The following is a 21,620-nucleotide window of genomic DNA, read 5'->3' as shown; positions in this document are numbered from 1 at the left end:
AGGCCCTCAAAGGAGGATCGAGTTTGCCGGCGTCGGCGTTTGCTGAGGGATCAAGCTGATCGGCTGGAGACAAACAGCGCCCGTCGCGGCGATCATTGCGAGCGCGTTCAGGTGATCGTCAGCCTTCGTGAATAGGTGCGCTGTGGCGCGCATCGCCAGCGTCGAAGTGCAGACGCCGGTCTTCAAGATTACTCTAGGGCACGAGTCGAAATGACATCCGTCACAAGCATTGCCTCAACGATCAGTGCTGCATTCCTCGGCTCGCTGGTCGAGGTGGTCGAAGCATTCACGATCATTCTTGCCGTCGGTGTGACGCAGAGCTGGAAGCCGGCGTTCATCGGGACCGGTGCTGCCCTTGTCGTCCTCGGCCTTTTGACGATAACTCTCGGGCCGCTGCTTGGTCTCATCCCGATCGAAGCGCTGCAGTTTGCCATTGGCACGCTTCTGATCCTTTTCGGCCTGCGCTGGCTCCGCAAAGCTATTCTTCGAGCCTCCGGCTACATTGCGCTTCATGACGAGGAAAAGGCCTTCGCAAAGGAGAGCGAGAGCCTTCGCCGGCACTCGGCCGACCAGCGAGCCAATCTGCTAGCAGGTATTGCCGCCTTCAAGGCTGTCCTGCTTGAAGGCATCGAGGTCGTCTTCATCGTGATCGCCACCGGAGCAGGGCAGGGAATGATGGGGTATGCCAGCATCGGCGCTGCCGCAGCCTGTATTCTGGTCCTGATCGTCGGGCTGTTCGTCCATAAGCCGTTGTCGTCGGTTCCGGAAAACAGCCTGAAGTTTGTCGTTGGCCTGCTTCTCAGCGCCTTCGGGATTTTCTGGACCGGAGAGGGCATCGGCGCTCGGTGGCCCGGTGCCGATCTGTCGCTGATCCCTATCTTTGCGGCGCTTGCTGCTTTCTCCTCGCTTGCCGTGAAAGGCCTTCGCCAGCATCGCTTCGCGGACGAAGGGGCTGTGCGATGAAGCACCTTTTCAAGATCGCGTTCGAGGAAGTCGCCGGCATGTTCGTCGACGACGGCGCCCTTGCCATCTTGGCGCTCGGTCTCATCCTCATCGTCACCGCGGCCGTCAAGTATGCTCATCTCGAGGCTCTAGCAGGTGGGGTCATGCTCCTGATCGGCTGCATCCTGATCTTGTTGGAAAGCCTTTGGCGCGCTGCGCGCAAAGCCGGCAAGCGATAGGTCTCGAAAGGCAAGTCGGACGAATGGCGCCTCTGCATGTTGAGCGCCGCACGCCTCAAGGGCAATCGCGTCAGCCTCCAAGCTTGTCAGATCGCGCAAAGAGACGACGTGCCAGCTGGCGCAGGAGACCGGTTTGAACAGCTGGCTTCGGAAGACCAAATTGCCTTCTGGCCCGCTCGGTGAGGGATAGCCGGTAGTAATCGGCGACATCGGCACCATCGGCGTTGGTATCGCACGCGATGAAACCTTGTTCGATGCCGGTCTGCAGAAGCTCCAACTCAGCCTCGGCGAACGCCGCGTCCAGAACGATCCACTGGTTGTCGGGGCTATCGGCGCATCGATAGTGGATTTCGAGGAGTAGCGGAAACATGGGAAGTGTCATTGCGGGGTCCGGGCAAGCTGATGAGCGGCCACGGTGCCATCGCCCCCGCAGCCGCAAGGAGGGGAGTTATTCGACGTCTTCGCCGCCGTTGTCGTGCTGGTCGGGCGCCGCGGTCGCCGCGCCGCTGATGCCATCGACTGCAACGGTCTGAGAGCCGTTGCCCGTCATGAGTTCGACCTCGAAGGCAGCGTTCGCCTGCTCGTTGTCGAGCGCGGCGTTGACGGCCTTACCGCCGAACTTCTTTTCCGCAGCATCAATGGCCTGGGAGAGGCTGATCTTCGCCGTCGACAGTTTGGAATATTCGGCGCGATCGTCCTTGCCGTTCTGCTGGTCGGCTGCCTGGCCGGGCGTCGGGACGGCAAACCCGATGGCGCCAGCAGTAATCATCGCCGCCATGGCGGTCTTGAATGAGCGGTAACGGTTCATTTTCTTCTCCTTCTAGTGCCCGTTATTGGGCCGGTGAGGAGGCTGCAACGTTAAGTTTGGGGTTTCCTGTCCCGAACTTTACGGATCGGTAAGAGCGAGTGCCCTGACCTTACAAATCCGTATGGCTGCGGTCAGCAGCCGGTGAAATTCGAAGCGCAACGTTCGGGCCTGATCATTGCACTTCGAGGCTTCCCATGAACATGCACACCGCCGCCACGGCAGACCGCGGCGACCTGAGCGCCACACTTAATGCTAGGCTTTCAGTCTATCTGATCAACCTGGATCGCTCGCCGGAGCGGCGTCTGCGGATGGAAGCGCGGATCCACACCAAGGGACTGGAGTTCGAACGCGTCTCTGCAATCGACGGCCGCGACCTTGCGTTTCCGGTGCCAGGTTTCGACGAGGCGGGATATCGCCTGCGTCACGGGCGCATGCCGAATCCCTACGAGATCGGCTGCTTTCTCAGCCACGTCGAATGTGCGCGGCGAATGCTCCAGTCGGACGCCGGACACGCACTGATCCTCGAGGACGACCTGATATTCGAGGAGGATATCGTGGAGGTGCTCGGTGCCGCGCTCGACGAACAGCGGAAATGGGACATCCTCCGGCTGTCGACCGTCAATCAAGGAAAGAAGTTCAAACTTCAGCGCCTCACCCGCTGCCGTAGGCTTGCCGTGTCTTTGACGAGGGAAAAGGGATCCGGTGCCTATCTCATCAATCGCAAGGCGGCGAGATGGATCGTCGACGAACTCGTTCCGATGCGGCTGCCCTATGATCTGGCCTTCGATCTCGAGCATCTTTCTGGCCTGCGGGGCCTGTTCGTCGATCCGCAGCCGATACGCCAGAGCGCGGAGCGCGGCTCACTGATCCAGAACGGTCTCAAGCGCTTCAAGCTGCCCGCTCGCCACTACCTGACCGTCTTGCCGTGGCGGGCGTTTTATGAGGTGTCGCGTTTTATCGCGCGCTCGAGCCTTCTTTTCCGCAATCTTTGGCCGGGACGCTGAAAGGGCCGCGCTTTGCTGGCGCTTTCATCCGGAAAGCGATCCGCTGGTCAGCCCTTGCGCTCGAAATGCGCTTCGAGATCTTCCCAGCTTGCATCCATCGGCCAGGCAGCCGAAATCAAGGGGAGCGCGACGTGGCCATAGTAGAAGGATAGTTGCCTCTCGGCTCTGTCCTCACCTTCACCAGCGATCCTGTCGGTATAGATCGCCGAGACGAGCCCGGTGCGGTCGGATCCCGACTGGCAGTGGACAAGGATCGGTTTGGGCGCTGCCGCCATGATCGCCACGATCTCGTCGGCGCGGTCCGGTGTCAGCTTCCGGGAGGCCGACATTGCAAAATCGATATGCTCGACGCCGAGTTCGGCGGCGGTTCTGATTTCCGCCTGGTACCAGGCGGCATTCTGCTTTTCACCACGCAGATTGATGATCGTTTTGATGCCGTGATCTTTGACGTAGGCGTCGAGCTGCGCCGGGGTCGGCTGCGCAGAACGGTAAAGCTGCCCCTCGATGACAGTATGGAAATTTCCAACGGCCTGCAGGTAAGCAGCATAGCCGCCGAGAGCTCCCCCGATGGAGAGAACGGTTCCGACGGCAATGGATAGCTTGGCGTGGTTCTTCATCGTGTCTCGCAGCATGGCGTGTTGCGAAGCTGATGATGTGATTTCCTGACGGCCACCTGAATGTCAGATTTGTGACGCCGAGGGCCAGCAACCTTCTATCCGGCCGATGGCGGCGGATCTGGAAACGACACGGCAACTGCCAGTCCCGGGCGATTGTCGCCAAGCTCGATATGCGCAAAATGTAGATCGGCAATGGCCCTTACGAGGGTGAGGCCAAGTCCGCTTCCTGATGTCGTTCGGCTCTTGTCCATGCGGTAGAGGCGCCTGAACACATTGTCTCGTTCGTCCGAAGGGATACCCGCTCCGTTATCGACCACGCGAAGAACCGTCTCGCCGTCGGCCTGCAGCAGAGCCATGCCGATCCGTGTCCCTTCGGGACAATGGGTGATGGCATTCTCGACGAGATTGACCACCATCTGGGTGAGGAGTTCTCGGTCACCCATAATCTCGACCGAAGGCGAGGGGAGCAACTCGAGCATCTGGCCATTGTCTTCGGCCACGCTGGCATAGACCTCCTCGACGAAGGTCAGGATCCCGGCAAGGTCGACTTTCTGGAAGCGCTGCCGGCGCGCACCGGCTTCGATCTGCGAGATGCGCAGCAGGGCCTCGAAAGTCGCGTTGATCTGGTCGCTTTCGGCGCGCGCATCGGCCAAAAGCGAGCCGACATCGCGACCGCCGGCGGCACCCTCAATCGCATCGCCGAGCGTCATCTTCAGGCGATTGAGCGGCGTCTTGAGTTCATGGGCGATATCGGCACTGACCTGGCGCATCCCCTCGACCAAGCCCGAAAGGCGGTCGAGAGCGCTGTTGATCTGCATCGCCACGAGATCGAGGTCATCGCTTTTTCCCTTGAGCGGAATCCGGCTCTCGAGCCACCCGTTGGAAACGTCGAGCATCGTGCGGGCGACCGCATCAAGGCGGTGTTGGGCTCTGGCTGCCAGAAAGATGCCGCCGCCCAGCGCCGCGACAACAACCAGCAGGGCCGCCCAGCCAAGGCTCACCAGCACGATCTTCAAGAGGTCATCCATGTCGGAGAAACTTTCTCCGACCACCAGGAGGTTCGGTCCAAGTTCGGTGACTTGGATCCTGAATCTGCCGGAACCGGGCTGGCCGATGTCTTCCGGATTGATGGTGTAGACGCCCGGCGGCATCTTGATCGCTGTGAAGTTGCCCGCGAGCCTGTTCCCCCTCGCATCGACAAGCGAATAGAGCCCGTCCTTGGTCGTCTGCAGATTGACGTAGCTGTTCAGCGTCGCGATCAGATCTTCCATGTCATCGGGCGCATAGGTCGACGCAATGACGGAATTCATCTCCTGAAGAGACGCATCCATCTCATGGGCGAGGCCCGTGCGCAGCATGTGATACATGACGGCGCCGCTGACGACGAACGTCAGGATGAACAGCACCCCAAAGGTCATGGCCAGTCGGAAGGGCGTGCTACGGCGCAGGCTAGCGAGGCGCATGCAGGCTATATCCGGTGTTCCTCACCGTATGGAGGAGCTGCGTCTGGAACGGCTTGTCGATCTTGGCGCGCAGCCGGCTGACATGGGTCTCGACCACGCTGGTCTTGGGATCGAAATGAAAATCCCAGACGCGTTCGAGCAGCATGGTCTTGGTCAGCACCCGTCCTTCGCCGCGCATCAACACTTCCAGGAGGGTGAATTCCCGCGGCTGAAGCTCAATCGCCTGACCGGCGCGGCGGGCCTCGCGGCGGATCAGATCCAGTTCGAGATCTGCGACCCTCAGCACTGTCTTCTGCTCCTGAACCGGCGGGCGCCGGGCGAGCGCGTTTACCCGCGCAAGCAGCTCGGAGAATGCAAATGGCTTGACCAGATAGTCATCGCCGCCTGCCTCTAGTCCCTCGACGCGATCGTCGACGCCGCCGATGGAGGTCAGGAACAGGGCAGGGGTGCCGACGCGGGCTGCGCGCAGAGACCGGACGAGCGACAGGCCGTCGAGGCCGGGCAGCATCCGGTCTACGACGATCACGTCGTAGGCCTCACGCTGAGCCTGGAAGAGCCCGTCGCGTCCATCGGCGAGGACATCGCAGACATGCCCTGCCTCTGCGAAGCCCTTGGCCACGTATTCCGACGTCTTGCGATCGTCCTCGACCAGGAGAAGGCGCATTTGAGGTTTTCACCAGATTGATGTTCGAGCGAAAATGTAACCGCGATGATGCGCATCCTACAACATACGGTTTCGTAAAGTCGCGGCCTTACCAAATGGTATGGTTCCGGCAAGGCGCTTGTATGTCCCGGTCAATATCGTCCCCCTCGCTGCAATCCTGCTGCATCAAAACCGCTCCAGCGAGAGGACCAAAATCATGAAGACAATTGTAGCCGCCGCCGCTTTGAACTCCGTCGTGGCTCTCGGGCTCATCGCAATCGCCGTGCCCGTTCACGCTGCCGTACCCTGCGAAGACATGCTGAAGGACATGCGTGCTGCGAAAGCGTCCGCAAAGCTTTCAGACGCCGACATGAAAAAGGTCGAGGAACTCGAGACCAAGGCGGTCGAAAGGTGCAATGCCGACGACGACACGCGTGCGGACAAGTTCCTCACCGAAGCCATGCAGATCATCGGCAAGTGAGCGGAGGATAGACCATGACCATGGCAAACCAGCAGCTTGCCGGGCCGGAAAATCGCGTGCCCGAGGTGACCGTCGATTTCTGGCTCATCAAACTCATGGCGGTCACCATGGGAGAGACCGCAGCCGACTACCTGGCCGTCAATCTCGGCCTCGGCCTGACGCTGACGTCCATCATCATGACCATCGTCCTCGTCGTCGTGGTCGGAGCACAATTTGCACAGAAGCGCTATGTGCCTGCCGCCTACTGGGCCGCCGTGGTTCTTATCAGCGTCGTCGGGACGTTGGTGACCGACAACCTCACGGACAATTTCGGCGTTTCACTGGAGGCATCGACGATCTTCTTCACGGTCGCGCTCGGCGCCACGTTCCTCGGATGGCATCTGACGGAGCGAACGCTTTCGATCCACACGATTTTCACCAACCGCCGCGAAGGCTTCTATTGGCTGGCAATCCTGTTCACATTCGCGCTCGGAACGGCCGCGGGCGATCTGGTGGCCGAGAAGTTCGACTTCGGGTATCTGACGACCGCATTGATCTTTCTGGCACTGATCGTGGCGATTGCTGCGGCGTACTTCATCCTCAAGGTGAACGGCGTCGCGGCGTTCTGGCTGGCATATATCTTCACCCGCCCGCTCGGCGCTTCGTTCGGCGATCTGCTATCGCAGCCGAGTGAATATGGTGGCCTTGGTTTTGGGACGATCTACACAAGCTTCGCTTTTCTTGGAGCGATCATCCTGATCGTCATCTACATGACGGCCGACCAGGATCAGCGTGAAACAACCGGGCTTTCCCGCTGAACGAGAGGCAGCCTTCGTAGCGGGCGAGATCTCGGCTCCAGGCCGATCTGCTCGGCTTCGAGGAAGTCCTGGCGCAAATGGGACGTTGGAGCCTGGAAGTGCTTCGGTCCGCGGCATCAACATTGCTACGCTCGAAACAGGTCCCGCTCGCAGGGTTTGGATTTTTACGGATCCGTAAAGAATTCAGCGGGATCCGTTCAGGTTCCTGTCAGGCGCAACCGGAATATGGCGGCGACGTCTCATTTCCATGAAGAGCGCCGCGATGACCACCCTACATGCTGTCTCCCGCCAACGGACCTATCTCGATTCCTTCCTCGTTCTGACGGCGTTCTGGTTTCTGTTGCTGGCGATATTCCATGCATGGCCGATGATCGATGTCAGGATTTCGCAGAGTTTCTTCAGTTCTGCGCTCTGTATGGACCGAGCCACGGTGCCGCAATGCGGACATTTCACACTCAGCAAGGTTGCGTGGATCACGACCCTTCGGTGGCTTCTCTATGCGCTGCCCTATCTGGCTGCCGCGGCGGTCGTGATTGCGTTGCTGGTTGCGGGATACTCGCCGATGCTTCGCTATCGGATGCCGGTACAGCGGCTTTGGATATCCCTCCTCAGCCTCGGCATCGGAACCGGGTTGATCACCAATCTGTTCCTCAAGACGCATTCCGGCCGGCCGCGTCCGTTTGATACCGATCTCTTTGGCGGCAAGCTCCAATTCATGCCGGCGGGATCGTTCAATGGAGCCTGCGAACGAAACTGCTCGTTCGTATCCGGGGAAGCATCCGGCGCAGGCTGGCTGATATGCGTTCTCTTCGTGTTGCCACCCCGCTACCGCATCTGGATAGCACCTCCCGTCATCCTGGCTTCGGTTGCGACAGCCGGACTTCGGGTGGCCGTCGGCGCGCATTACGCGTCCGACGCAACGCTTGGCCTGCTGCTTTCGATCGCCGTCTTTTTGGGCCTGCTTGCGCTTGAGGAGCGCATCGCGTCTCATCTTCCGGAGTAGCCGTATATCGGACTTCGCAGCCGTAGCCGAAGCGCGGCTTCGCCCGGCGGCGCACGCCATGGCCTGTTCAGGGTTGTGAAGCAGGTCGGAATTGCTACACTCAGCAGGCGAATAATCCAAAAAGGGAACAGCAATGAAAAAGACCATCCTCCTGGCTGCCGCAGCCTTGCTGGCGGCAGCACATCTTGCCCGCGCGGACGACACGATCCGCATTGCAACCGAGGGCGCCTATCCTCCGTTCAACTATGTCAAATCGGACGGCAGCCTCGAGGGTCTCGATGTCGACATGGCGAATGCGCTTTGCCAGGAGATGAAAGCCAAGTGCACGATTGTCGCCCAGGACTGGGACGGCATCATCCCGGGACTTCTCGCGAAGAAATACGACGCGATCATCGCATCGATGAGCATCACCGACGAACGCAAGAAGCAGATCGATTTCACCAACAAATACTATACGACGCCGCTTGCTGTTGCGGTGCCGAAGGATAGCGACCTCAAAGGCGTTTCGGTCGAAGACATGAAGGGCAAGATCGTCGGCGCCCAGGCATCGACGACGCAGGCTGACTATCTCAACGACCACTATGCCAAGGGTGGTGCCGAAGCGAAAATGTATCCGACCCAGGACGAAGCGGTCGCCGATCTGCAGAATGGCCGCATGGACGCTTTGATTTCCGACAAATTCGTTGTCGTGGACTGGCTGAACAAGGCCGGCAAGGATTGCTGCAAGCTGCTTGGCGACGTTCCCGGTACCGAAACGCAAGCCGGCATCGGCATTCGCCAGGGCGACACCGAGCTGAAGGAGCGCTTCAACAAGGCAATCGATGCGCTCGTCGCCAACGGCAAGTACCAGGAAATCACCAGAAAATATTTCCCCTTCGACATCTACTGATCGCCTGGCGATCCAGTCGCGCAGAGGTCCAAAAGCCTCTGCGCCAACCCTGTCAGCTATCCGATGAAAACAGACATCCTCGTTCTCGGTGCCGGCATCGTCGGCGTGAGTGCGGCCATACATCTCCAGGATCGCGGCCGCTCGGTCGTGCTTGCCGACCGCGGTGAGCCGGGCGGCGGGACCAGCTACGGCAATGCGGGGCTGATCGAGCGCTCCTCGGTCATCCCTTACGCCTTTCCGCGGCAATTTACGACGATCGCAAAATACGCGCTGAACCGCGCGTCCGACGTCCGCTACGACCCTTTCTATCTGCCCCGGATCGCGCCCTGGCTGGCACGTTACTGGTGGCATTCCTCACCTGCCAATCTGGAGATATCGACCCGCGCGCTTCTGCCTCTGGTCGAGGCCAGTATCAGCGAACATGACAAGCTGATCGAGCGGGCAGGGGCGTCTCGCCTCATCCGCTCTGACGGCTGGATCTCTTTTTACAAGGACACCCGGCGGTTTGATGCCGCCCGGGCGGAGGCCGCAAGTCTATCGAAATATGGACTGGCGATCAGGATCCTCGATGGTCCGGCGTTTCAGGCGCTCGAACCGGCTTTCGCGGCAACAGACACGGAAATCGCCGGCGCCATTCACTGGCTCGATCCGAAAACCGTGACCGATCCGCAAGCGCTGACAGCCGCCTATGCGAGAGCCTTCACTGCCTCGGGCGGCAGGATCGTCCGCGCTGATGCGGCGATGCTGTGCGAGGAGAAGAACGGTTGGTCACTGGCGGCAGAAGACGGCTCGATCCTGGAGGCGAGGGAGGTCGTCGTTGCCCTCGGCCCGCAATCCGGCCTGATCTTTCGAAAGTTCGGTTACGCTCTGCCGATGGCCGTCAAGCGGGGCTATCACCGGCACTACGCCCAGAGCGGCGGCCAGCCACTCGGCCATTCGGTCGTTGACGAAGAAGCCGGCTACGTTCTGGCACCGATGGCCCGGGGCATTCGCTTGACGACCGGTATCGAGTTCGCTGCACCCGATGCACCAGTCAACACAATCCAGCTCGGCCGGGCCGAGACGATGGCACGCGCACTCTTTCCGCTTGGTGATCAGGTGGAGGCAACGCCCTGGCTCGGCCTTCGTCCGTGCCTCCCGGACATGCGCCCGGTCATCGGCCCGGCGCCACGCCATGCGGGTCTCTGGTTCAATTTCGGCCATGCGCATCACGGCCTCACGCTCGGGCCAGCCGGCGGGCGGCTCTTGGCGGAGCAGATGGTTGGTGAAGAAACCTTTGCGGCCCCCAAACCATTCCATCCGCAACGCTTCCTCTAGCCGCCGGCAACAGGCGCCGGTATCGTCGACGGCCGACATGGACGGTGATACTGCGGAGAGTACGGCGGCCAAGCGAGACCGTCGCATCTCTAACTGGCACAACTGTCGCTTTACGAAATAGAATGTACCAACGCCCATCAAATGTGGCGGGAGAGTTGGAATGTCCGGCGGTTTGCAAGGTAGAAATGTCCGCGTGGTCATCACACGGCACAACGGTCAGCCCCGATCTGAGCGGCTGATCCCGGTTGCAAGATCAGATCGGGGCGGGTGGTAAATACACCTCTTCGGCTTTAGCTTTGACACGCCTCACTCCGCAGCCTGCTGTCGCGACAGTGCTTTCTGGCGCCGTGCGATCACTGCCGGATCGTTCATGAAATCCTTCCGCCGGCCAGGTCCGCGAGCCCGTTTGACGTAGCCATTCTTGTCACTGCTGCTCTTCACCTTCGGCTTGTCCTGCTGCTCCTGGCGCTCCTTGATATAGGCCAGAACATCACCCAACCGCTTGTTCTCGGTGATCGCGGCATGCGTCACCCGCTGGTCCTTGTCGAACACCGTGTAGGGCAGGGAGTAGCCTTTCCACCGCACATCCAGACGACCGTCGGCATAGGCATAGGTCTCGACATAGCGCCCCACCAGCCCACGCGTCACATCGGTCTCCTCCAGCATGATCCGCTGGCGCTCGAACGAAAACGTCAGCTGCGATCCAACATAGCGCTGCTCGCGTTTGCACAGGATCTCCGTCAACCGATCTGGCGCCAGATTCAGCGGCCGATGCAGATCATCAGACCGGGCAGGGGTAACCGCAAAACGCGCATTGTAGTCCTCCATGAAGTCCGGCAAAAACGCGTTGCCGGCCTCCATGCTGTCGATGCCGCAAAGCCTGAGCTCCTTGACCAGGCGGTCCTGCAGCGTCCGGTTCATGCGTTCGACACGACCCTTGGCCTGGCTCGAATTTGCGCATAGAATCTCGATGTTTAACTCGCAAAGTGCACGCCCGAACTGGGTCATGCCCTGGCCACCTTTGGCATCCTTCTTCGCCACCCGGAACACCGAATGCTTGTCCGAATAAAAGGCAATCGGCGCGCCGTGACGCTGGAGATAGAGTTCCAGCGCCTCGAAATAGGTGAAGGCACTTTCCGAGCGCACGAAACGCAGTTGCATCAGCCTGCCGGTCGCATCGTCGACAAACACCAGCAGCGAGCAAGGCGGCCCGCGATCCTCGAACCAGCGATGCTCCGATCCGTCGATCTGCACCAACTCGCCATAAGCCTCGCGTCGAAGCCGTGGCTGATGAAACGTCCGCCGCTGCTTGCGTGATAACCACAGTCCGGCCTCCGACATCCAACCGCGCACCGTCTCGCGCGACACCCGCAAGCCATCGCGCTCAGCCAACTTCTCCGTCGCCAAGGTCGGACCGAAATCCGCATAACGTTCGCGAACCAGCGTCATCGCATAGTCCCGAACGCCGTCGCTGATCCGGTTGTTCGATGGCCGGCCAATCGCCTTGTGGCGGATCGATGCCGCGCCGCCAATCCGTATCCGTTCCAGAAGTCGGCGCACCTGGCGCTCGCTCAGGTCAAGCACATGCGCCGCTGACACCGTCGTCATCCGGCCAGCGGCCACCTTCGATAAAATCTCAATCCGCTGCAGATCGCGCTCGCTCATCGCTATCAATCCCATCTGCAATCTCCCACGCATCCTTCAGACCCGGGGAGTGTGACATTCCAACTTTGCAGAAACAGGACATTCTAACTTTGCGGCTACATCAAAAGATCGCATAACATACGTTATGGAACCACATGACGGATTGAGCCGATGTTTAAAAACATCAACTGTAGTCTGTGCTTAGAGGCCCACATTCACCTCATTCATCAAATAGCCCCAAACCCTTTACGCTTCGCTTCTACCAAAGCGGCGCATGCCGGTTGACGTCCTTGTAGAGCAAGTACCTGAATTTGCCCGGGCCGCCGGCGTAGCAGGCTTGCGGGCAGAAGGCGCGCAGCCACATGAAGTCGCCGGCTTCGACTTCCACCCAGTCCTGGTTGAGGCGGTAGACGGCGCGGCCTTCGAGGACGTAGAGGCCGTGTTCCATGACGTGGGTTTCCATGAAGGGTATCACGGCGCCCGGCTCGAAGGTCACGATGGTGACATGCATGTCGTAGCGGATATCGGCGGGGTCGATGAAGCGGGTCGTTGCCCACTTGCCTTCGGTGCCCGGCATCGCGCCCGGCGGGTGTTCGTCTTCGTGGGTGAAGATCGCGGGCGGCGGCTCCACTCCCTCGACGGGCTGGAAGGCCTTGCGGATCCAGTGGAAGGTCGCGGCATCGGCGCCGTCGTTCTGCAGCGTCCAGGCGCTTCCGGCAGGCAGGAAGGCGAAGGAGCCGGCGTTCAGGTGATGGACGCGTCCTTCATGGCCGATGGCCAGTGTGCCCGCCACGACGAAGATTGCCGTTTCGGCGCGGGACTCGGATTCCGGCTTTGCGCTGCCGCCGCCGGGTTCCACTTCCATGATATATTGTGAGAAGGTCTCGGAGAAACCGGTCATCGGGCGGGCGATGATCCAGGCGCGGGTCTTCGTCCAGTGCGGCAGATAGCTGGTGACGATATCGGTCATCACGCCCTTCGGGATAACCGCATATGCCGTCGTGAACACGGCCTTGCCGGAGAGCAGATCGGTCTGCGGCGGAAGTCCGCCTGGCGGGGAATAGTAGGAGCGGTTTTCCATGGGAGATTCTCTCTGCGTCTTGAAGGTCTCGAACGGTAGCCTTTGGTTTCCACCTTCTCAAGAAGCGTCGGCGCGAAAAGAGAGATCGTCTATGCGGCGCCACTATTTTAGACCAAAAATTTGCGGCTCAGGTGCCAAGCTCTTGTCATCGGGTATGGTGCGCGAGGCAGCGCTACGGCAGGCATAGAGAGGGGCAAGAATGATCCAGCTACCGTTCGAACGGCAGGAATACCAAGAGCGGCTCACAAAGATCCGCGTCGAGATGCGCAGGCGCGAGCTTGAGCTTCTGGTGATCAACGACGTCGCGAACCAGCATTACATCACCGGTTACGACGGCTGGTCTTTCTATACGCCGCAGACGGTGCTGGTGCCGGTCGAAGACGGCGCCGAGCCGGTCTGGCTCGGGCGCGCCATGGATGCGGCGGGCGGCTTGCTGACGGCCTGGATGAAGCCGGAGAACGTCGTCGGCTTCCCGGAGCCTTATGTGCAGCAGGCCGATCGTCATCCGATGGACTGGATCGCCCAATGGATCGTCTCGAAAGGCTGGGGCGGACGGCGGATCGGTATCGAGCTGGAGGCCTATTACTATTCGCCGAAGGCGCATGCGCGCCTCGTTGCCGGGTTGCCGAACGCGACGTTCGTCGATGCCGATCTCCTCGTCAACTGGATACGCTCTGTGAAGAGCCCAGCCGAAATTGGCTATCTCAGGAAGGCATCGCGTCTGGCGGAAGCGGCTGTGACGGCGGCCTATGATGCGATTGCGCCGGGTGTGCGCGAATGCGATGCGATCGCCAAGATCCAGGCCGCGCAGGTGGCCGGAAGTGCCGACTATGCAGGCGATATCACTGCCCTGCCCCCGACCATCCTCGGCGGCGAGAATGCCTCGGCGCCGCACATCATGTGGAGCGACCGCCGTTTCGGCAAGGACGAGACGATTGCGCTCGAGCTTGCCGGTGTCTGCCGCCGCTATACGGCGGGTCTGGCGCGCACCATGCAGCTTGGCAAGGCATCACCTCAGGTGACCGAGACGGCAAAGGCGGTGCTGGAGGGCATGGAGGCGGTCCTGTCGTCGATCCGGCCGGGTGTGCTGGCCGAAGATGTCGAGCTCGCCTGGCGCAAGGTCATCGAGCGCTATGGTTTGAAGAAGGAGTCGCGCATCGGCTATTCGATTGGCGTCGCCTACCCGCCGGACTGGGGCGAGCACACGATCAGCCTTCGCCCCGGCGACAAGAGCGTGCTGCAGCCCGGCAATGTCATCCACTCCATTCTGGGCATGTGGATGGATGGATGGGGCATCGAGGTCAGCGAGACCATTCTGGTGACCGCGACCGGCGCCGAGACGCTGACCAACCTGCCGAGAGAAATCCATGCCAGGGCCTGATCAACTGCCTGCCGAGCTTGTCGCGCGGATGATTGCCGTGCGCCGGCACCTCCACGCCAATCCCGAGCTTTCCAACGAGGAAGCCGAAACCCAGGCCTATCTTCGCGCGCAGCTGGAGGCCGAAGGACTGGCTGATATCCGTGATGTCGCGGGTTACGGCCTTTCGGTCGATATCGCCGGTACCGGCGGCTTCTCCAACCGCAAGGTCGCGGTGCGCGCCGATATCGATGCGCTGCCGATTGAGGAGCGCTCGGGCGTTGTGTTTTCCTCGGCGAAACCCGGTGTCATGCATGCCTGCGGGCACGATGCGCATGCGGCGATGGTCTTTGCAGCGGCCACTCACTTGCACCGGCATCGCGACAGCTTTGCCGGGACGGTCCGCTTCATCTTCCAACCGGCCGAAGAGGCAGAGCCGCTCGGCGGGCGGCGTATCGTGGAGGAAGGCCTGCTTGACGATATCGACGCGGCGATCGGCATCCATGTCGATCCCTATACCGAGACCGGCAAAATCTCGGTCTCCGGCGGACCCTATACGCTGGCGAGCGATATTTTCGATGTCATCGTCAGGGGCACATCCGCGCATGCCGCGAAACCGGCGGAAGGAGTCGATGCGATTGCCGCGGCCTGCGCCATGGTCTCGGAACTGCAGAAGATCGTTGCTCGGGAAACGGATGCCTATGATCCCCTGGTCGTGTCGATCACCGGTATCGAGGGCGGCGGCGCCTATAACGTCATTGCCGATACCGTGCGCCTGAAGGGAACGATCCGCAGCGGCAGCCCGGCTACCCGGCTTCGGGCCCGCGAGCGGGTTCATGAAATCCTGCAGGGGCTTGCCGCCGCCCACCGCGCAACGGTCGAGTTCAAGCTGATCGAGGGAGAGCCGCCGGTCGTCAATGACGCGGCGCTGGCGCAGATCGTTTCGTCGGCAGCGGATCAGCTCTTTGGGAACGGCACTTCGATTGCGGCGCCCGGCTGGACTGCGGCGGATGATTTCGGCTTTTACAGCGAGAAGCGGCCATCGGTCTATTTCAGGCTCGGCATTCGCAACGAGACCGACGGCTCGATATACCCGCTGCACCATCCGCAATTCCGGGTCGATGAAGCCGCGCTGAAAATCGGCGCCGAGACGATTGCCAAGGTGGCGTGCGAGGCGCTCGGCGTCTGAGTTGGAAGCGGCGCCGGTGGTTTTCCACCGGCGCCGTTTCATTTACTTCTGAGCGGCCTTCGGCGACGCCTGCAGCAGATCCGCTTCGTCGGAGACGATGGCGGCAGCTTCGGTCAAGAGCACGTCCTTTGCCTTCTTGCGGGCATTTTCGATCGCGAGATCGGCGCTCAGGCTGCGCTCGTTCGACTGCAGGCCGTCGTCTGCATCGGGATCGTCGCCACCGGTCACCGCTGCGCGGGACTTCAGCCGGGCCTCACGCGCTGCCAGCTCCTTGCGGCGCTCGGCCTCGTTCAGCGAAATGGTGCCCTTCTCGCGCTGCGCCTTCAGGTCGGCAATGTCTTCCAGCAGGCTCTTGTAATCAGGATCGTTCTTCACCCGCGCGTCGTGGCGGCTCAGCAATTCCGGCAGCATCGCCGTGACGTCACCTTCCGGCGAATATTTCGCGGCCTTGATCTGCGTCCAGGGCAGCGCGTTGTCGTAGCTGGTCTCGCCGAAGGTCGACGGGTCCGAAAGACCAGGCAGGCTGATATCGGGGGTTACGCCACGCAGCTGCGTCGTGCCGCCATTGATGCGGAAGAACTGCGCGATGGTGACCTTCAGTTCGCCGAATTTCGGCTTGCTGTTATTGGCCATCTCGTCGAGGTCGACCACGGTCTGTACCGTGCCCTTGCCGAAGCTCTGCTCGCCGATGATCACGCCACGGCCGTAGTCCTGAATGGCCGCTGCAAAGATTTCGGAAGCCGAAGCCGAGCCGCGATTGATCAGCACGCCAAGCGGGCCGCTCCAGACCGGAGCCTTGAAGTCGGCCTTCTGTACGGCCACCTTGCCGTCGCTGCCGCGTTGCTGCACGACCGGGCCGTTGCCGATGAAGAGGCCTGTCAGGTCGATCGCTTCGCTGAGCGAGCCGCCGCCATTGTTGCGGATGTCGAGCAGGACGCTATCGACGCCCTCCTGCTTCAGCTCAAGCAGAAGCTTCGCGACATCGCGGCTGGCGCTCTTGTAATCCTTGTCGCCCTTCCGGCGCGCTTCAAAATCCTCGTAGAAGGCCGGCAGCGTGATGACGCCGACCTTGCGGGTGGCATCGCCGTCCTTGACTGTGAGAATGTCCTTGCGGGCAGCCTGCTTTTCGAGACTGATCTTGTCGCGCACCAGGCTGATGATGTGATGGCTGCCCTCCGCGCCGGCCTCAGCCGGCAGGATATCGAGCCGCACGACGGAATCCTTCTCGCCGCGGATCATCTGCACGACCTCGTCGAGGCGCGTGCCCATCACGTCCTTGATCGGACCCTTTTCCCCCTGCCCTACGCCGACGATACGGTCGCCCACGGCAAGCTTGCCGGACAGTTGCGCCGGACCGCCGGGAACGAGCTCGCGGATCGTCGTATAGTCGTCGCGCTCCTGCAGCACCGCGCCGATGCCGACCAGGGAGAGCTTCATCGAAATATCAAAATCGGCGGAAGCGGCCGCGCCGAAATAATCGGTGTGCGGATCGACCGAGGTCGCATAGGCGTCCATGAACGTCTGGAAGACGTCTTCGCTCTTGTATTTGTAAGCGCGCTCCAGCGTATTCTCGTAGCGCTTGTCGAGCGTATCGCGGATCGCCGCGTCATCCTTGCCGCCGAGCTTCAGGCGCAGCCAGTCGCTCTTGACGCGCTTGCGCCAGAGATCATCGGCCTCCGCCTCGGATTTCGGCCACGGCGCCTTGTCGCGCAGCACGGCGAAATCCTCGTGCGCGTTGAAATCGAAATTCTGCTTGAGGAGGCCGCGCGCATAATTCATGCGGTCGACGACCCGCTTCTCATAGGTATTGAAGATCGAGAACGGGATCTGCAGGTTCTGCTGGGCGATCGCATCATCGATCTTGCCCTTGTCGGCCATGAATTTGTCGATGTCCGTCTGCAGGAAAATCGTCCGGTCGGGATCGAGCGCCTTGATGTAGCTATCCATGATCTTGGCCGAGAGATCATCGTCGAGCGGAACCGGCCGGTAGCTGTAGCGCGTCAGAAATTGCGCGCTCATCTGGGCTGCCTGGCCCTGCTGCTTCAGCGGCTCAAGGACAGGCGGGGCAGCTTCCAGGGCATACGCGGACGGCGCAACTGCAAGGAAAAGACCGAATAATCCGTAGTGTATGCGCATTCCGCTCTGATCCAACTCTGGGTGCCGCGTTTCGAAACAATGATGTAGGTGGAACAATTATGGCTTTTTCGCAACCGGGCGGGCGCATCTTTGCCGATAAGCATTTCGTGATTGTTGAGCCGGGCCCGGCTAATCGTTGCCTTTTCTGGCTTTAAATGTGAGCCGCAAACTCAACGCAGGTCGGCCCGGAGTTCACGGACCCCTCGCCCCAACCGGTCTCGCAGCAGTGTACGCAACGTCGCGCCGTCGACATAGCCGACCTCGGTGGCGATGGCTTCCACATCCATACCGCTGCCATGAAGGAGCGCCTGTGCCCGCTCGACCCGGAGATCCTGGAAATAGGCGAGCGGCGACTTGCCGAGAACCGCCTGGCAGCGCCGCTGAAGCGAACGGGTGCTGGTGCCGAGCGCCTTGGCGGCGTCCTGCAGCGAGAAGCCTTCCTGCAGGTGATCGCGCGACCATCGTTCGAAATGCGAAATCAGCGGGTCGGCCTGCGCCAGATGATTGGGAATGATGTAGAAGGCCTGTGACGAGCGGATATCTGCGAGAAGATAACGCGATACCAGCGACGCCAATTCCGGGCTGGCCTTGCGGATCAGCCAAAGGGCGAGATCGAGATGCCCCATGGCGGCACCGGCCGTGACGCCGATTGCCGAGGGAACGAGCATACGGGTCTCATCGAGCAGAACCTTCGGATAGCGCTGGCGGAAGAACGGCGCGAGTGACCATGACGTCGTCGCTTCCCGTCCGTCGAGAAGACCGGCATCCGCAATCAGGAACGTTCCGATGCAGGACGAGCCGACTTGCGCACCTTCCTGATGCCATTGCAGAAGTTGGGCCTTGGCCTGGCGAACGTCCGGCCGTTGCAGCGATGGCAGCAATGTCTCGGGCGTTGTTGCCCTGAGGGCGGGCACGATGATCCAGTCGGGTTTCAGATCCGGTGTGATCGGCTTCACCGGAATGATCAGCCCCTGCGCCGAGGTGACCTTCTTGCGTACGCCGACGACGGTGACATCGAAACGCGGCGTCCCGCCGAGCAGCTTTCCCGACAGCGAGTTTGCGGTGGCAAAGGCGTCGAGCGTGACCGTGAGCCCGGAATCGAATAGCCCTTCCAGGGCGAGGACGGCAATGCGCATGGCGTGAATGACCTCGATATTATCTTTTACGACACTATGCGCTTTCGCTGGAAATGGCTAGAGGCGGCGCAACTCTCCCCTGCCTGACTGGTACGATGGCCGAGCCGCATTGGCGTGAGTCATATCAAAGTTGGCATTTACGCCCATAGCCACGTGTTCGCCAGGAGCTAGGTTGGTGCGCAGGCAGACGAGCCGGCATCATTTCACTTACGGAGATCAATTTCATGCAACCCACCATCCTGATCGGCGGCGCTACCGGCGCGACGGGCAGCGCCGCCGCGAAAATCCTCCTGGAGAAAGGCTTCGGCGTCAGGGCATTGGCGCACAAGGAGGATGGCCGATCTGGGCAGCTCAAGGCTCTTGGCGCTGAGGTCGTGGTCGCTGATCTTCTGGATTTCCGTGCCGTCCGCCGGGCTTTCGACGGGATCAAGCGTGCCTATTTCGTCTATCCGATGCGGCCGGGCCTGGTGCAGGCCACGGCGCATTTCGCACAGGCGGCCTTGGAAGCCAGCGCGGAATTCATCGTCAACATGTCACAGAAGACTGCGCGCTCCGACGCGCCGAGCGACTCGGCGCAGCAGCACTGGCTGGCGGAACGCATCTTCGACCGGGCGGGAACGCCGGTCGCCCATCTGCATCCGACCGCCTTCTGCGAATGGCTGCTCTACATGCGCAAGATGATCCGCGAGGGCCGCTACGCCGTGGCCTTCGAGCCGACTGGCCGCTTCGCACCGATCGCCGCCGAAGATCAGGGCGCCGTCATCGCCGCCATTCTTGCCGATCCCACCGGTCACGCTGGCAAGACCTATCCGCTGACCGGTCCTGTTGAGCTGACGCCGCCCGAGATCGCGGAGACCGTCGGCACTGCGCTCGGCAAGACGGTACGCTACGAGACGATTACCGGCGAGCAATGGGTCCTCGAAGTCGCCGGCCAGGACATCCCGTTCCTGACGCAGCACATCAAGGCGATTGCCGAAATGCATCGTGACGGGCTGATGGCGGGCACCAGCGATTTTGTCGAGCGGATAACCGGCCGGGCGCCGATGACGCTCGCAGAATTCGTCGACAAGCACCGGGCCGTCTGGCTCTGATAGGGGTGCGGCGACTGGAAGTTTCATTAGAAAATGCGCGATAGCGGATGGATAAAATCGGTCCGCACGCTCCAGTCGCCCGTCAGTTGCGCTCGATCGCAGAACGAGGCCTTCGCTAAGCTTTTGCAGAAATTGACGAATCACCTATAGTTGCGTCATCCAAGTGCGTGGATTCATCGCCAGCCGTTGGTAATGCGTGGGCCGGTTGCAATTTTGATCTCCAGTTGATGGAGCTCCCGGAATGCATTCAGGTCGCCGGCCGCTGGCCCTCAGCCTCCTCGCTGCGATTGCCCTTGCCCAAGCCTCCTGCGCCCAGAAGCCGCCGGCAACGGACCCGCGTACGACCGGGTCGATCTCGACTGGCAACAGCACGGTGTCATCGCCGCCGCCAGCCACGACCGGCCGTTCGCTGGAGCCGGTGACGGATGTGGAATCGGCTGTTCGCCGCGCAATCAACTGGCATCCGGCAATTCGCGAGGCTGCGGGCAAGATCAAGGAACAGGGCGAGCTGATCGCCGATGCGAAGTCCGGCTATCTGCCTTCGGTTGGCGGCGGCGTGAATCTCGGAGCCGAGAACAACGATCGCGGAGACTGGGCGCCGCGCTTCAATCTGACGGCGACGCAGATGATCTACGATTTCGGCAAGGTCTCCGGGCGCGTCGAGGCGGAATCGGCGCTTGAGGATGCGCGCAAGGCCGAGTTCCTGGCGAGCGTCGACGATGTCATCCGGGAGACGGCGCTGGCATCCGTCGAGGTGCTACGGGCCGAAAAGCTCGCTGTCGTCGCCAACGATCAGATCGGCGACGTCCAGGCGATCGGGAAGCTTGTGGCCGCACGCACCGATCAGGGCGCAAGCACGCGCTCCGACAAGCTGCAGGCCGAGGCCCGGGTGCAATCGGCTGAATCGCGGGCGATCGAGATCGGCGCGCAGAAGCAGCGCTGGGCAAGCGCCCTGAATGCGCTGGTGGGCGCCACCTCGCCCGTGCAGCTCGGCGCATCGATGCCCTTGAAGCTGCAGACGGCCTGCGCCGGGGCGGCGCCGATCTTCGAGATCGTTCCGGCCGTCGTCGCTGCCAAATCCCGCAAGCGCGAGGCCGATGCCCGCGTCAAGCTCGCCCGTGCCGAGATGCTGCCGACGCTGGCGCTCGAGGCATCCGGCGAATTCAACATGTGGGACAGCAACGAGGATCCCGACTATGTCGTCGGTCTGAAGATCAAGGGCGACCTCTATAACGGCGGCTCGTTCCAGGCCCGCCAGAACGCCGCGAAATATGCGGCGCAGTCATCGGAAGCGGCAGTCGCCGCCGCGCTCTTCGACGTGCAGAAGAGCTGGAATGAATCGAGCGCCCAGGTCATCAGCCTCGAGGCGCTGCAGAAATCGCTGGCGTCGCGCCAGCCGATGATGCGCGAAACACGCGATCTCTATCAGAAGCAGTTTCTCGATCTCGGCACCCGTACCCTACTCGATGTGTTGAATGCCGATCAGGAGCTTCACTCGGCGCGCTTCGATGAAATCAACACGCGTTTCGACCTCTATAAGTTGAATGTAGAATGTGCTTATGCATCAGGCCGACTAAGAGAGGTCTTTGGGCTCACGCCACCGGGAGTGAGTAATGAAAGCGCTAACATTAAGAAAGTCGCTTCCGCCAAGCCGATCTGAGCTGACGTATTGAAATTCCCTGCGAATTTTTTTGAAACAATCCGGCTCCGGACGGCCGATCGCCTTGATATCAAGGGCGAAAGTGGCTCAAAGCGGGTCTTTGCGGCAAGACAGTCGCCGCAG

The 21,620-nt window shown here is 61.2% G+C and carries 22 protein-coding genes; 12 read left to right on the top strand and 10 right to left on the bottom strand.

The window, feature by feature from the left end; translation table 11 throughout:
• Positions 1-6 precede the first annotated feature (6 nt).
• Positions 7-186, bottom strand: a complete 180-nt coding sequence (locus ABIE40_RS25010) for a hypothetical protein (protein ID WP_199625153.1) — start codon at positions 184-186, stop codon at positions 7-9.
• Positions 187-210: 24 nt separating this feature from the next.
• On the opposite strand from ABIE40_RS25010, the gene ABIE40_RS25005 reads away from it, so the two are divergent.
• Positions 211-963, top strand: coding sequence for a COG4280 domain-containing protein (locus ABIE40_RS25005; protein ID WP_199625152.1), 753 nt, complete (start codon positions 211-213; stop codon positions 961-963).
• Positions 960-1,181, top strand: coding sequence for a hypothetical protein (locus tag ABIE40_RS25000; protein ID WP_199625150.1), 222 nt, complete (start codon positions 960-962; stop codon positions 1,179-1,181). Before ABIE40_RS25005 ends, ABIE40_RS25000 begins: the two co-directional genes overlap by 4 nt.
• Positions 1,182-1,251: 70 nt before the next feature.
• Here ABIE40_RS25000 and ABIE40_RS24995 read toward each other — a convergent pair whose 3' ends face one another.
• Positions 1,252-1,563 carry a hypothetical protein gene (locus ABIE40_RS24995; RefSeq protein ID WP_199625148.1) on the bottom strand — a complete coding sequence of 104 codons (312 nt, stop codon included), beginning with the start codon at positions 1,561-1,563 and terminating at the stop codon, positions 1,252-1,254.
• Between the two features lie 66 nt (positions 1,564-1,629).
• Entirely contained in the window at positions 1,630-1,989 is a 360-nt protein-coding gene (locus tag ABIE40_RS24990; protein WP_199625147.1) for a PepSY domain-containing protein, read from the bottom strand.
• Positions 1,990-2,183: 194 nt separating this feature from the next.
• On the opposite strand from ABIE40_RS24990, the gene ABIE40_RS24985 reads away from it, so the two are divergent.
• Complete coding sequence (locus ABIE40_RS24985) at positions 2,184-2,993, top strand: glycosyltransferase family 25 protein (RefSeq protein WP_199625145.1); 810 nt, start codon at positions 2,184-2,186, stop codon at positions 2,991-2,993.
• A gap of 47 nt (positions 2,994-3,040) precedes the next feature.
• On the opposite strand, the gene ABIE40_RS24980 is transcribed toward ABIE40_RS24985, so the two are convergent.
• From ABIE40_RS24980 to ABIE40_RS24970, 3 genes are all read right to left on the bottom strand, one after another.
• Positions 3,041-3,610: a dual specificity protein phosphatase family protein gene (locus ABIE40_RS24980; RefSeq protein WP_199625875.1), complete on the bottom strand. Its 570-nt coding sequence runs from the start codon at positions 3,608-3,610 to the stop codon at positions 3,041-3,043.
• A 95-nt stretch (positions 3,611-3,705) separates the two neighbouring features.
• Positions 3,706-5,073, bottom strand: coding sequence for a sensor histidine kinase (locus tag ABIE40_RS24975; protein WP_199625144.1), 1,368 nt, complete (start codon positions 5,071-5,073; stop codon positions 3,706-3,708).
• Positions 5,060-5,737 (bottom strand): winged helix-turn-helix domain-containing protein, encoded by a 678-nt coding sequence (locus tag ABIE40_RS24970; RefSeq protein WP_130281187.1) that lies wholly within the window; start codon positions 5,735-5,737, stop codon positions 5,060-5,062. The genes ABIE40_RS24975 and ABIE40_RS24970 overlap by 14 nt, the downstream gene beginning before the upstream one ends.
• Before the next feature lie 196 nt (positions 5,738-5,933).
• Here ABIE40_RS24970 and ABIE40_RS24965 point away from each other — a divergent pair, with 196 nt between their 5' ends.
• The 5 genes from ABIE40_RS24965 (at position 5,934) to ABIE40_RS24945 (ending at position 10,203) form a co-directional block, all read left to right on the top strand.
• Positions 5,934-6,197, top strand: a complete 264-nt coding sequence (locus ABIE40_RS24965) for a hypothetical protein (RefSeq protein WP_199625142.1) — start codon at positions 5,934-5,936, stop codon at positions 6,195-6,197.
• Positions 6,198-6,211: 14 nt separating this feature from the next.
• Positions 6,212-6,994 carry a COG4705 family protein gene (locus ABIE40_RS24960; RefSeq protein WP_502944817.1) on the top strand — a complete coding sequence of 261 codons (783 nt, stop codon included), beginning with the start codon at positions 6,212-6,214 and terminating at the stop codon, positions 6,992-6,994.
• 247 nt (positions 6,995-7,241) lie between these two features.
• Positions 7,242-7,997 carry a phosphatase PAP2 family protein gene (locus ABIE40_RS24955; protein WP_354541140.1) on the top strand — a complete coding sequence of 252 codons (756 nt, stop codon included), beginning with the start codon at positions 7,242-7,244 and terminating at the stop codon, positions 7,995-7,997.
• 133 nt (positions 7,998-8,130) lie between these two features.
• On the top strand, positions 8,131-8,886 hold the full coding sequence (locus ABIE40_RS24950) for an ABC transporter substrate-binding protein (RefSeq protein WP_199625141.1): 756 nt from the start codon (positions 8,131-8,133) through the stop codon (positions 8,884-8,886).
• 63 nt (positions 8,887-8,949) lie between these two features.
• Positions 8,950-10,203 (top strand): NAD(P)/FAD-dependent oxidoreductase, encoded by a 1,254-nt coding sequence (locus ABIE40_RS24945; RefSeq protein ID WP_199625139.1) that lies wholly within the window; start codon positions 8,950-8,952, stop codon positions 10,201-10,203.
• Between the two features lie 306 nt (positions 10,204-10,509).
• Here the strand turns inward: ABIE40_RS24945 and ABIE40_RS24940 are convergent, their stop codons facing one another.
• On the bottom strand, positions 10,510-11,883 hold the full coding sequence (locus ABIE40_RS24940) for an ISNCY family transposase (protein WP_354540990.1): 1,374 nt from the start codon (positions 11,881-11,883) through the stop codon (positions 10,510-10,512).
• A gap of 223 nt (positions 11,884-12,106) precedes the next feature.
• Positions 12,107-12,928: a bifunctional allantoicase/(S)-ureidoglycine aminohydrolase gene (locus ABIE40_RS24935; protein ID WP_199628074.1), complete on the bottom strand. Its 822-nt coding sequence runs from the start codon at positions 12,926-12,928 to the stop codon at positions 12,107-12,109.
• A 199-nt stretch (positions 12,929-13,127) separates the two neighbouring features.
• Here ABIE40_RS24935 and ABIE40_RS24930 point away from each other — a divergent pair, with 199 nt between their 5' ends.
• A complete protein-coding gene (locus tag ABIE40_RS24930; RefSeq protein WP_199628075.1) occupies positions 13,128-14,309 on the top strand; it encodes a M24 family metallopeptidase in 1,182 nt (393 codons plus the stop codon).
• Complete coding sequence (locus tag ABIE40_RS24925) at positions 14,296-15,474, top strand: M20 metallopeptidase family protein (protein WP_354541139.1); 1,179 nt, start codon at positions 14,296-14,298, stop codon at positions 15,472-15,474. Before ABIE40_RS24930 ends, ABIE40_RS24925 begins: the two co-directional genes overlap by 14 nt.
• A 42-nt stretch (positions 15,475-15,516) precedes the next feature.
• Here the strand turns inward: ABIE40_RS24925 and ABIE40_RS24920 are convergent, their stop codons facing one another.
• Entirely contained in the window at positions 15,517-17,610 is a 2,094-nt protein-coding gene (locus tag ABIE40_RS24920) for a carboxy terminal-processing peptidase (protein WP_199628076.1), read from the bottom strand.
• A gap of 170 nt (positions 17,611-17,780) precedes the next feature.
• Positions 17,781-18,746: a GlxA family transcriptional regulator gene (locus ABIE40_RS24915; protein WP_199628077.1), complete on the bottom strand. Its 966-nt coding sequence runs from the start codon at positions 18,744-18,746 to the stop codon at positions 17,781-17,783.
• 224 nt (positions 18,747-18,970) lie between these two features.
• On the opposite strand from ABIE40_RS24915, the gene ABIE40_RS24910 reads away from it, so the two are divergent.
• Together ABIE40_RS24910 and ABIE40_RS24905 are read left to right on the top strand one after the other, a co-directional pair.
• A complete protein-coding gene (locus ABIE40_RS24910) occupies positions 18,971-19,837 on the top strand; it encodes an NmrA family NAD(P)-binding protein (protein WP_199628078.1) in 867 nt (288 codons plus the stop codon).
• 241 nt (positions 19,838-20,078) lie between these two features.
• Complete coding sequence (locus ABIE40_RS24905) at positions 20,079-21,497, top strand: TolC family outer membrane protein (protein ID WP_199628079.1); 1,419 nt, start codon at positions 20,079-20,081, stop codon at positions 21,495-21,497.
• Positions 21,498-21,620 lie beyond the last annotated feature (123 nt).

Source organism: Rhizobium sp. OAE497, assembly GCF_040546565.1.
Classification (GTDB): Bacteria; Pseudomonadota; Alphaproteobacteria; order Rhizobiales; family Rhizobiaceae; genus Rhizobium.
The sequence above is the reverse complement of the archived record's forward strand: the minus strand, read 5'-3'. Positions and strand labels throughout refer to the sequence as shown.